The following is a 12,155-nucleotide window of genomic DNA, read 5'->3' on the forward strand; positions in this document are numbered from 1 at the left end:
AATGCGTGGGTGGATTTTATATAAAGAAACCGCGACTCAGCTAAAACCTGAATTGTATGAAATTGAACGTCTATTGGCGGCTGCCAAGGCCGACAATATTGAGTTAGAAGTGTATGCTCCGGATGAGTTCGATCTCACCGTGACGAGAGAAGACAACAAGAGTATTTTGTTAAACGGTCAACCCGTTGAATTACCAGATTTTATCATCCCGAGAATGGGCTCCGGCACCACTTACTTTGCGTTGGCGATCATTCGCCATTTAGAGCGTTTAGGGGTGTACTGCTTAAATCCATCTAAAGCCATTGAAATCGTTAAAGATAAGCTCTTTTCCCAGCAATTACTGGCCGAGAAGAACTTGCCCACGCCCAAAACTATGCTGGTGAAGTTTCCCGTCGATATCGAACTGGTTGAACGCCATTTAGGTTTTCCCGTAGTGATTAAAACCCTCTCGGGTTCACAGGGTAGCGGCGTGTTTTTGTCCCATAAGGCCCGTGAGTTTGATGACTTAATGCAATTAATCGAGGCGACCAATAAAAACGCCAACATCATTCTGCAGGAGTTTATCGCTAACAGTCACGGCCGCGATCTAAGGGTATTTACCATTGGTGGACGCGTGGCCGGCTGCTATGAGCGCCGTGGTCAAGAAGACAGCTTTAAAGCCAATGTTAGCGCGGGAGGTTCGGCGCGCCCCTTCGAGATCACACCTGAAATCGAATGGTTGGCGACACAAACCGCCAATATTCTGGATTTAGATGTGGCGGGTATCGATTTGTTATTCGATAACGGCCACTACAAAATCTGTGAAGCCAACTCATCCCCCGGTTTCGAAGGCTTGGAATCCTGCTTAAACGTGGATATTGCGGCGCAAATTCTGCACTTTATCCGCATCCGTTTAGGCATGTTTAACAAGGACGATAAAGCTAGCGAGCCACAGCCAGCTCAGGCGCTGGGATCCGAGGTCAGCACTGCGGCAAACGTCAGTACGTCTGAGCCCAAATCTGCGACTAACTAGTACAGCATATCCATCCTTAAGCTCTTATCTGCGGCTTAGTCTCTACTGGGCCGCTTTTTTTGGCTGGACTATACATTTTCTTCACAAATCACCAAGATGCAAATTACCGTGATCCCTGCCACAAGCTCGCCATACCAAGCCAAATAGCCGTACTACTTTTGTTTTAAATCACGAAACAACGCAATTTTTAAAACATTTTATTCACATTTTGAAATTTGCTGTTACACTCCAAATGTCCATAGCTTATGGCACTAAAGTCTGATGTTATCGCTGGATATAATAAGAAGAATACTGGAGTAACGTTGATTTCCACTCGTCTAACACCCCTAGTGATCGCCCTACTCGGCAGCAGCCCTGTGCTGGCGGGCGAATTGAGCCTTGAGCTAGGGGGATTTTATTCACAGTCTGATACCAATATGGAGGTGACAAACCCGAACACGGGCAATAACTTCACCTTAGACTATGAATCCGATCTACAACTGGCCGAGAATGAGTTTTTACCCTTTATTGAAGTCAATTATCACTTTAACGAGCGGCATAATATTTACCTCGACTGGAAACAACTGCACCGCGACGCCGAAACGCAAGCCTTATCCAAACCTTTTCAAATTGAAATCAACGACACCATTTACGATATCAAAGCCGGTGGCCGACTCAACTCCACCTTAAATATTGATATTCTGCGCATGGGTTATGGTTACGATGCTATCCAGGGTAGCGATTACGATGTGGGCTTCTCCCTCGGTTTGCACACTATGTTTATCAAAACGGGGTTTGAAGGCGTTATCGGTGTCTGTCATGCCTCTGAGCTACTGAACAATGTCTGCGGTAGCCAAGCCATTCCCCGCATCGTCGATGAAAATGTCACCGCACCTTTGCCGGATTTTGGCGTTTATGCCAACTATGAATTTATCCCTGGCTGGAAGCTGACGACTCACGCCCAGTATTTCTACATTAAACTCAATGATGTAAAAGGTGAGCTGGTAGATGTCAAACTCGGCATCGATGCCAATATCACCGACAACTGGCGCATGAGCGTGGCCTATAACTACTACAAGGTCGATGTGGATATCGCCCAAAAATCACCGAATAAAGATACCCAAATCGCCGACTACAACATTTACTACAGTTTTATCGGCCCGATGCTTTCGGTCAGTTATACCTTCTAACAGATTGATTCGCATAAAAAAGGACGCCTAGGCGTCCTTTTTTGCTTTTGTTTAATTTGATTACTTTTTACGACCGTCTTGCTCACGCTTGGTCTTAAAGTCTGATGCCTCTAACCAATGTGGCCAATCGGTGCCATTGGCTAAGGTGGTTAGCATGCTGGCCATCAGCTCTAAATCCTGCTTCACCCCTTCGAGGGTCCAGTTAGGATCATAATCATCGGCGCCCTTGTGGTATTTGTGGGCAATATAGTCAGGATCCGTATCCCCAAGGCTCATAAATAACAAGCCGGGCACGCCTTGTTGGGCCAGCGCGAAGTGATCAGATCTAAACATCAAACCATTTTGTGGTCTTGGATCGCCCTTCACCACCCGTCCCTGCGCCTTAGCGGCCTTATCCAAATAGGTTTCTAACTCAGACACGCCCTCACCATAGCGCAGAATATAATCCACACTTTGGTTCATATTCATGCCGTCGATATTCAAAAAGGCGACGATATTTTTAGTCGGCACACTCGGATGCTGAGCAAAGTGCTGGGCACCAATCAAGCCAGTTTCTTCCGCGGTAAAGGCACTAAACAGAATTGAACGCTCAAGCGGCGCGGTTTGCGCTTGTTTGGCAAAGTAACGCGCCAGCGCCAACACGCCCGCCACACCACTGGCGTTATCCACGGCGCCATTGATGATCTCTGGCTTGCCATCTTCAATCACTGTACCTAGATGATCCCAATGGGCGTGCATCATCACCACTTCTTCGGGGCGGCTCTTGCCCGGCAACAGTGCCGCCACATTGTGGGATTCGGCGCGTTCAATCGTATTGTTTAAACTGACATTGGCCTTTAGCTTTAAGGGAATGGCCTTAAAGTTTGGCTTGGCGGCTTGTTGCTTTAAGGTATCGAAGTCCATGCCTGCCTTAGCAAAAATCTTATTGGCGACATCATGTTGCACCCAGCCCATCACGCCCACCTGTCCTTGGTTATTATTGGCATCGACCAAGGTGAATTTAGTGCCTGTATTGGAGTTTTGCACTACTCCCCAGCCATAGGCGGCAGGTGCCGTCTCATGGACAATAAATACGGCTTCGGCGCCTTGACGCGCGGCCTCTTCGTATTTGTAAGTCCAGCGACCATAGTAGGTCATGGCATTGCCTTTAAAGACCTTGGGGTCTTGAGTTGCAAAACCTGGATCATTGACTAACACAATCACAGTTTTGCCTTTTACATCGAGGCCTTGATAGTCGTTCCAACCATATTCAGGCGCATTAATGCCATAACCGACAAACACCACATCGCTATTATTTAGGTTAACTTTATCGCTAATTCTCTGGGTTCTGGCGGTAAATTCACTGCCATTGGCAAACTTAAGTCCACCGATATCGAGTTGCATGTTTTGATCGGCGGTGATTTTTGCTAGCGGTACCGCCTGCAAGTAGCTGTCGCCAAACCCCGGCTTAAGCCCCATCTCTTTAAAGGCTTTCTCAAGGTAATCGATGGTCAGTTGCTCGCCTTCAGATAAGGGCGCGCGACCGCCGAAGGCATCACTGGCTAAGGTTTTGACGTCGGTGCGATACTGGCCGAGATCCAGGCTGTCACTGAGGGAAGATTCGGCCATAGCAGGCAGTGACAGTAAGGAACCTAGGGCACCGGCAAGGATGAAATTTTTCAAGACTTTCTCCCAAGTTATTATCATTATTTAATTTTAGCGATAAACTCTATCATATCCCCCAACGCTTTTGGCAGGTAATTCAGCCTGCATTTGGGCATTAGTTGTAACGGGATTTAACGAGCAAAACTGTTTACCCATATGTGGTATACCAAGTTTATCGAGTTATTTTTATTGGGATGTATCCATGTCACGAGATTTATTACAAACCGCAGCCTTGAATCTTAAAAAAGCGGTGCCTTTAATGCTCAAGCATCAAATTCCCACCACGCCAATCAATTATGCCCTGTGGTATACCTACGTGGGCGAACAAAACCCAGCGTTAAACGCCCAGCTCGATACGGTTATCGCCCACTACAACACTTGCCCGCCAGTCAGCAGCGAGTTGTTGTTCCGCCAGTATGTCGCCGATCCGATTGAGTTGGATGTGCGCGATATGCGACTTAACCTTGAGGCCATGTCCACCGAGCTGTCGCAATCGATTCGGGATACAAATCTCGATGCGACAGAGTTCCAAACCTGTATTAACGACAATTTTGCCAAACTCAATGGCATCGAAGAAGGTGCGCTCAGTGTTGAGCAAGTGCTCGATTTAGTGCGTAATTTGGTGAAGGAATCCGAAAATATTCGCTCGAGCACTGAGTATTTCACTACTCAGCTACAAAAAGCGCAGACAGAGATTGATGCGTTAAAACAAAAGCTTGAAAAAACAGAAAAAGATGTACTTTACGATGCACTCACTGGCTGTTTAAATCGCCGCGCATTCGATGCCGATATCGCCGGCATGCTGGCGCAGGCCCCCGAGGGCACCTGTCTTATTTTGGTCGATATCGATCACTTTAAGGCCTTTAATGACAACTATGGCCACCAGCTGGGCGACCAAGTATTAAAAGCTGTTGCGAAGCGCCTACAAGAAGCCTGCCGAGATGGCAGTAAACTGTACCGTTTTGGCGGTGAAGAGTTTGCTATTTTGGTGCCCAAGAGCCAACTACGTATAACAAGGCAACTGGCCGAGGCCATGCGCCGTGGGCTTGAAAAACTCAGTCTTAAGGATAGGCGTAGAGACCAACGCATTGAAAATATTACCGCCTCCTTCGGCGTCGCCCAGTGGCAGGAAAAACAAGTGGCGATCCAACTGATTGAAAGAGCGGATATGTTACTTTACGAAGCCAAACGCTTAGGTCGAAATCGGGTGATGCCGATGAGCAACTAGCCCGAATAAAAAGGCAGAACTCAGGTTCTGCCTTTTTGTTTATCACGCCTTAATAAATCCTTGCTCGCTAGGCAACCTTTTGAACCCTCGCCTGAGTAACTATCGTTTCAGCGGACTGCACCCCAGCAGGCTCAGGCTCGACCGGGATAGCCTGCACCACAAAACGCAGTTCGGCGCCCCCTTGCAACGCATCGAAGGGATAGCAAGTGATTAGGGTTAAGCGATTATCCCCACTTGGCGCCATCCACTCAGTTTGCGATTCATGCACCACCTCCGTCGCCACCACTTGGTAAACAATCTCCTTGCCCGTCGCGGTTTGCAGCGCCAGACGGCGTCCAACACTGATGCCATTTAACATCGCAAAATGCGTATCCCTATGCCCTGCAATCACAGTGTTGCCTTGCGTGCCAGCGGGCGAACTCGACAGCACTAAGGCTGGCCCGAAGGCCAAATTACGGCCAGAAGCACCCGCGAGCACATATAAGCTGTCGTTGGATGCCGGACCATCGAAGTGATTCGGTCTTTTAGCCTGCTCGATGGAGAGCTTAGCCACGGGATAGGTATCGGCCCAGGACCAAGGTTTATGGGACTGACCATCGATTAAGGTTTTAGCCCAGGCTTGTTCAATCAAATATTGGGCAAAGTGTGCTTTCGCTTGCATATAGAATCCTTTTCCAAACAACGTGATGCCGAGTAATACCAATCCCACCAGCAACCCTATTTGTAACTGTTGAGTCATGCGCATGCTCATGGACATGACTCAAGTATTCAGCGCTAATGCCAGCGCGCGTTGCTGCCGCCGCTGGCGACGAATCGACAGCGCCAACATCAAGGCAAGCAACAACACTGCGCCACCTAAGAGCATGTCGAAACGGCTCGAGGTCGATGTTTGTGGCAGGACGCCCATAGGCTGCCAACCCAAAGGTAAATGCTGGCGCACCACCGCATCGCGGCTTATGGCATTGCTGGTGATGGGGGTTAAATCCACCGCAACCAAGCTGGTATAGGGGCTGACTAAGTGATAGTTCATCGACAGCGCCGTGACCTGTTGTTTGACCTTGTCATCGTTAGCGCCGTTTTTACTCAGCTCTAAGGCCGCAATCTGTTTGCGCGCCCAGAGTAAATCGAGACCGGCCGCTGGCTGCGCTACATCAGTTGCAGAATGGCTTGCGTCATTGGCTTGTAAAGATAACGACTGTTGCCAGTTTTTATGGCCCTGACGACCGGAGATCACGAGTTCCTGAGGCTCACGAGGGTGGCGCTTTAGGCTAATCAATACCGGCTCACCGCGGTAAAGATCGGGAATAGGTGCTGGCCAGTAGTCAGGCACAGAGCCATCGTCAAAGCGCACCTGCAAATCGGTGAGTACCGGATACTGGATTTTGCCCAGCAATTGACTGATCTTTTGTTCCACCTCATCCACATCACCAATGTAAGTAAAAGTGCCACGCCCAAGTTCAGCCGCACGCTGCATAAAATGCGAGTTCGGCGCCGAGCCAATGCCTACGGTGAAAAGACGGTTGTCGCCGATTTGATTGCGGATTAACTCAAATAGCGCCGCCTCATTGCCGACGGAACCATCAGTCATAAAGATCACTTGTCTTAACGACTTCTGCTCACTCGAAGCCGTGTTAAACGCCTGTCTTGGCAGTGCGGCATTTAAAGCCTGCGCCATTTCGGTGCCGCCATCGGCCTGTAAACGATTCACAAACTGACGAGCCATGGCCAGATTAGTCGCGGTCGCGGGCAGTGGTGTTGACGATAATAAAGACACATCGTAGTTAAATTCGATAAGGTTAAAACTGTCCTGTGGCCTTAAACCGCGCAGCGCGTAACGCAGGGCATTTTTTGCCTGAATGATGGAATCCCCCGCCATCGACCCCGAAGTATCAATCACTAAAATAAGTTCACGGGGCAAGTTAAGTTGTTCACTCGCCTCGACTTTGGGCGGCAGGACCATCACTAAGCTGTAGCTATCTGTATTGCTACTATTGCCAGCTGAACCTGTATCCGCACTTGCATTGTCGTCCTGCGTCGCATGGGTTTTGCCCGCTTGGTTGAATACCCAAGCCACGGGACTCGTGCCCTGCTTAAGACGCCATTGCAGCACAAAGTCACGGTTGGCGGGCACACGATTGGCCAAGGCCGCCGTCAGTTGGCCCTGTTTTTCCGCTATCGTAATGGGATGATATGGACTCACGACGGCTGATTTGTCCACACCTTCACCGAGCTTGACCTTAATATCGGCCTTGAGCACAGGGTCTGCCTCACTATTGGCGTCGCGGATCGGGGCAATAATCCGGTCGGCATCGAAGACTTGGCTGCTGGTCACGCGCTCGCTATTGTTCCCACCGAGTGTTAGGCCTGGAATATAGCGCGGTGCCACCACCAGCGGAAAACGTAGGCTAAAGAGACCATCTTCATAATGAACAGTTTCTTGGTAGCTGATTTCGACCACCAACTGCTCATCGGGAGCCAGATTGGCGACTTCGGTCGTGAACATATTGGGCCGTTCTTGGCTGACTAGACTGGCGCGTCTACCTTCGGCTTTAGCCTGCTCAAAAATCTGTTTTGCTTGCTGTTTTGGGTGAATTTGACCTTCGATGATCCGCTCACCGATATGTAAACGCAGTGAGTCCACCGCCGCCTCATTGGGTAAAGGGAACAGATAGCGGCCATTGAGGACAAATCCCGTTTGATTACTGAAAACCTGCTTTACGCTCACCCTATTGGTTAGCCCCGAGACCTGCATCGACACTTGCGTGTCCACAGGTAAGGACGGCATTAAACGACCGCTGGCGGTTTGATACACCAACATCCCTTGGGTGATATCGTCGAAACTGAAGGAGGGCAATGTGCTCGCCGTGTGTTCATCGAAGGTCGCGGCAATATTTTGCGGCGCCGATAAGGTGCCCACACTGTTCGGTGAGGCTAACACCGCAAATGGTAGCCCCCAACAAATGGAGGCGCCGATCACTAGCATCGCCAGTGTTTGACAAACTTCTTTTACCCTTTTCCCTGTGATCATCACAAAGGCTCCTGATCTTGGTTGAATACGATTGATATTGTTGAACTATTCGGTCACACGGCTCGCCATCAGCCCTTGGTTAGGCTGCATGGTCAGAGTGACTCGGCGATCGAACACATCGGATTCACTATCTTGCTGATCATTGAGTGGCATTCTGGCGCCGAAGGCTTGGGTGGTGATCCGCTCGGGGGCTACGCCTTGCTTAATTAAGTATCCCCGCACTTCTAACAAACGTTGCTCCGAGAGCGCTTGGTTGTAGGCCAGATCACCGCGACGGTCGGCATAACCTTTCAGCTCGAGATTGGACTCGCTCGAGCGCTTCATCACCTTGGCGACATTGTCTAATTGGGGCAAAAAATGGCTTTCAAGCTCCGACGACCCCGTACGGAACTGCACATTCATGCCCAGCGCCAACTCACTTAACAGTTGTTGTTGCTCGGCGAGCAGTTCATCGAGTTGCTTTTGGGTTAAGGCGTATTCGGCGGCGCGTTGCTCGCTGGCCTGTTGTTTAGCCGATAAGCTCGCCAACTGCTGGCGCTGCAGCGCAATATGCTGTTGCTGGATTTTAACCGTGTCAGTATCTGATACCGATTGGCCGATTAAGGTACCGGTAAATCCGCCGATAATGGCGCCAACAGGGCCACCCACTAGGGCACCAAGTAACGCTCCGCCGCCAAGACCTATCAGCGCTTCACCATCATCCTCATCTTGCTCAAGCATCTCAGTCTGTGGCTCTGAGAGCACAGGTTGATTTTGCAAGGAAACCCTTGCCGATACGCTAGCGATGGGCGCGGCGAATACACTCAGTACCAAGATATTAATCAGCGTCTTTTTCATCATCTCATTCCTTTTGATTTGTGCAGCGCTTACCCGCCTAAGTCATTAGCGCGGCGGGTAAAACGGAATGAGCTTATTAAACACAAGCGCCATGGCATAAGCGGGGATGGAAAATGGCAATGCGACTATCAATTGTGGCAACAAAATGGCAATTGCATTTGGGAGCTTTTCTCAGAAATAAATTCCTGTATAGTCACGAAAACTTATCCCCAGACACTTAGTCCCAGCAGTCAATAGGAAGATGGCTAATGAAACGTATCGCCATTGTGGAAGATGAAGCGGCCATTCGCGAAAATTACAAGGATGTGTTGCAGCAACACGGTTACAGTGTGCAAACCTATGCCGACAGGCCATCGGCCATGTTGGCGTTTAATACCCGTCTGCCGGATTTAGCCATTATCGATATCGGCCTTGGCAATGAGATTGATGGCGGTTTTATGCTGTGTCAGTCCCTGCGCGCCATGTCGAACACTCTGCCGATCATCTTCTTAACCGCTCGGGATAGCGACTTTGATACTGTGTGCGGCCTGCGTTTAGGCGCCGATGATTACCTGAGCAAAGAAGTGAGTTTCCCCCATTTGACCGCTCGCTTAGCCGCACTGTTTCGCCGCTCTGAGTTAGCCACCAGTCAAACACCGCAGGAAAATTTACTGGAGCGCGGACCGCTCACCATCGATGCCAATCGGATGCAGGTTTCTTGGAATCAGATCCCAATTGAGTTAACCGTAACCGAATTTTGGATGGTGCACGCCCTAGCCAAGCACCCGGGGCACGTCCGTAGTCGCCATGAGCTGATGCAGGAGGCAAAGATTTTTGTCGATGACAGCACTATCACCTCCCATGTGAAGCGCATCCGTAAGAAGTTTATGGCTGCCGCGCCCGAATTTGATTGTATCGATACCGTTTATGGCATGGGCTATCGCTGGGACAGCCTAGCCTAAACCATGTAGCAGATTAGCCAGCATTCTATGACACGTTTTCCCTTCGGTCTTCGCACTAAAGTTATTGGCCTCAGCCTGTTTTTACTCTGCCTACCTTGGCTGGGGTACCAATATGTGTGGGAGATGGAAAAATACCTGCGCCACGGTCAGGAACGCACCTTAGAGGGCACTACCCAAGCCTTAGCGACCGCCTTGCACGAGCGGCCGAAACTGTTCGACGGTCAGGCCAGCTTTTTAAAGCAGGTTGAAAAGAGTCGCGATCTCTATGCTTACCCCCTAGCAGGCGCGATCCTGCTCGATGGTAAACTCAATGAATGGCAGGAATATCAGCACAGATTTATCCAGTACGGCGAGGCGAATCTTATCATGCGTGCCGATCCCAGCACGCCGCTCACCTTGAGTTTTACCCATATGGTGGGTCAGTACGATGGTTATCTGTATGCCTTTTTTCAGGTGGTCGATCCCAATGTGGTGTTTCGTGGCAAAAATGCCTTAAGCGTCGATAGAAACGATCACCTGTCGATTGCGACCCTTGCCCCCGACAATAAATTTAAACGCTATATCGTTGCTACGACTCAGCCCGGCTGGATCAGTGCCTTCGAGCTGCCCGCCAATCCTAAACAAACCGTGCCTGTGACGCCCGAAGTCCGTATTCAAGGACAATGGGCCACCACGGATGTGGGCTACAATATCGAGCTGCGTATCCCCTTAGACATGGTGGGCAGTAAACTGGGATTTGCGATTTCCGATGTCAACGACAGCAAATACCGCGATATCACTGCCGTTGTCGGCACCTCCGCCTTAGATACCGTCGATAAACTGGGCACAGTATTAGTGCCATCACCCGAAATTGAGAATATTATCAAAGGGATGAGCCACTACAGCTCACGGATTTGGGTGGTCGATAAACACGGGCGTGTGCTCGCGAAGTCCGGCGATATCCGTGATAGCAACAGTGTCTGGACACGCACCCTCGATGATGAAAACAGCAACTCTATGTGGCAACGTTTTCAGCGTGACTACCTGCATCCGCTCTACTATAAAATTCTTACTAAACCACCGAAGGATTTTATCGATTCCCTGCAGGACTCGACCGAACTCGACGGCAGCCATATTCAAAAGGCGCTCGCAGGACAACAAAGCTCGACCTGGCGACTGACTCCGGACAATAAGGCTGTGGTGCTGGCGGCCGCCAGCCCCATTTGGATTGATAACAATGTGATGGGCGCCGTGGTGGCCGAAGAAACCACCCACGGTATTCGCACCCTGCGTAACCGCGCGCTGGAAAAACTGTTTAACGTGATCCTGACCATTATGAGCATGGGCACCTTAGCGCTGTTTTTCTTCGCCTCGAGTATTTCGAATCGTATCCGCAAACTGCGTGATGAAGCCGAAAATGCTATCGACAGCCAAGGTCGTGTGCGTAACCATTTAAAACCCTCCAAAGCACGGGACGAGATTGGCGACTTATCCCGCAGTTTTGCCAGCATTGTCGGCCGTTTAGGCCAATACACCCATTATCTAGAGAATATGTCGTCGCGCCTGTCCCATGAGTTACGCACGCCGGTGGCAGTGGTGCGCTCCTCGTTAGAGCACTTAAATCTGCAAACATTAGATAAAGACACGCAAAAGTACGTCGACCGCGCCCAAGAAGGCGTGAGCCGATTAAGCATGATTTTGAACAATATGAGTGAAGCGACGCGCCTTGAGCAGAGCCTTACTCAGGCCGATGTGGCTAAGTTTCCGCTTTCCCAAGTGGTGAGCGGCTGTATGCAAGGCTATCAAATGACCTACCCTGAGCAGCAGTTTAGCGTCAAAGTGCCCGAGCAACCTTTAATGATGCAGGGCGTGCCCGAATACATCGCCCAATTGATGGACAAACTTATCGCCAACGCCATCGAGTTTTGTCATCAAGGCAGTGCGATCGAAGTGACCCTCACCCAAGTTGGCAAACAAGCCACTTTGCTTATCAGCAACTTAGGACCACAATTGCCAGTGGATATGTCGGAGCAAATCTTCGACTCCATGGTTTCGGTGCGGATCAATCAAGCCCAAGACAAACCTCACCTCGGGTTAGGTTTGTATATTGCGAGGCTTGTGACCGAGTTCCACCAGGGTAAAATTTTGGCCCGCAACCGCAGCGAAAACGATGGGGTCGATATACTGGTCACCCTACCGCTGAGCTAACCCACGCTCTGCAACTTGAGGCAAACTCATCTGTTTGCCTCCTGCCATTTTCACGGGCAGATGCTAAGATGACGGCCATCACAATGGATAACAACATAAAAACTGACTC

Annotated in this window: 9 protein-coding genes; 5 read left to right on the forward strand and 4 right to left on the reverse strand. The window is 50.1% G+C overall.

Annotated elements, in window-relative coordinates; translation table 11 throughout:
- The first annotated feature begins 1 nt into the window (after position 1).
- Both M0415_RS06445 and M0415_RS06450 read left to right on the forward strand, forming a co-directional pair.
- Positions 2-1,012: an ATP-grasp domain-containing protein gene (locus tag M0415_RS06445; protein ID WP_249554884.1), complete on the forward strand. Its 1,011-nt coding sequence runs from the start codon at positions 2-4 to the stop codon at positions 1,010-1,012.
- Between the two features lie 305 nt (positions 1,013-1,317).
- Entirely contained in the window at positions 1,318-2,181 is an 864-nt protein-coding gene (locus M0415_RS06450) for a hypothetical protein (RefSeq protein ID WP_249556591.1), read from the forward strand.
- Between the two features lie 60 nt (positions 2,182-2,241).
- Here the strand turns inward: M0415_RS06450 and M0415_RS06455 are convergent, their stop codons facing one another.
- Positions 2,242-3,867 carry a M28 family metallopeptidase gene (locus M0415_RS06455; RefSeq protein WP_249554882.1) on the reverse strand — a complete coding sequence of 542 codons (1,626 nt, stop codon included), beginning with the start codon at positions 3,865-3,867 and terminating at the stop codon, positions 2,242-2,244.
- Positions 3,868-4,027: 160 nt separating this feature from the next.
- Here M0415_RS06455 and M0415_RS06460 point away from each other — a divergent pair, with 160 nt between their 5' ends.
- Entirely contained in the window at positions 4,028-5,053 is a 1,026-nt protein-coding gene (locus tag M0415_RS06460; protein ID WP_220055837.1) for a diguanylate cyclase domain-containing protein, read from the forward strand.
- Between the two features lie 67 nt (positions 5,054-5,120).
- Here the strand turns inward: M0415_RS06460 and M0415_RS06465 are convergent, their stop codons facing one another.
- The 3 genes from M0415_RS06465 to pdsO are packed head-to-tail and all read right to left on the reverse strand — an operon-like array spanning position 5,121 to position 8,921.
- Complete coding sequence (locus M0415_RS06465; RefSeq protein ID WP_249554880.1) at positions 5,121-5,804, reverse strand: class GN sortase; 684 nt, start codon at positions 5,802-5,804, stop codon at positions 5,121-5,123.
- 9 nt (positions 5,805-5,813) lie between these two features.
- Positions 5,814-8,081: a marine proteobacterial sortase target protein gene (locus M0415_RS06470; protein WP_249554878.1), complete on the reverse strand. Its 2,268-nt coding sequence runs from the start codon at positions 8,079-8,081 to the stop codon at positions 5,814-5,816.
- Positions 8,082-8,126: 45 nt separating this feature from the next.
- Positions 8,127-8,921, reverse strand: a complete 795-nt coding sequence (gene pdsO / locus M0415_RS06475) for a sortase-associated OmpA-like protein PdsO (RefSeq protein WP_249560451.1) — start codon at positions 8,919-8,921, stop codon at positions 8,127-8,129.
- Between the two features lie 245 nt (positions 8,922-9,166).
- Here pdsO and pdsR point away from each other — a divergent pair, with 245 nt between their 5' ends.
- The gene (pdsR, locus tag M0415_RS06480; protein WP_011622965.1) at positions 9,167-9,859 is read left to right on the forward strand and encodes a proteobacterial dedicated sortase system response regulator; all 693 of its coding nucleotides are present in this window, start codon (positions 9,167-9,169) and stop codon (positions 9,857-9,859) included.
- 27 nt (positions 9,860-9,886) lie between these two features.
- Entirely contained in the window at positions 9,887-12,046 is a 2,160-nt protein-coding gene (pdsS, locus tag M0415_RS06485) for a proteobacterial dedicated sortase system histidine kinase (protein ID WP_011717342.1), read from the forward strand.
- The last annotated feature ends 109 nt before the right edge of the window (positions 12,047-12,155 follow it).

This window comes from Shewanella sp. 10B (assembly GCF_023475885.1).
Lineage (GTDB): Bacteria > Pseudomonadota > Gammaproteobacteria > Enterobacterales > Shewanellaceae > Shewanella > Shewanella mangrovisoli.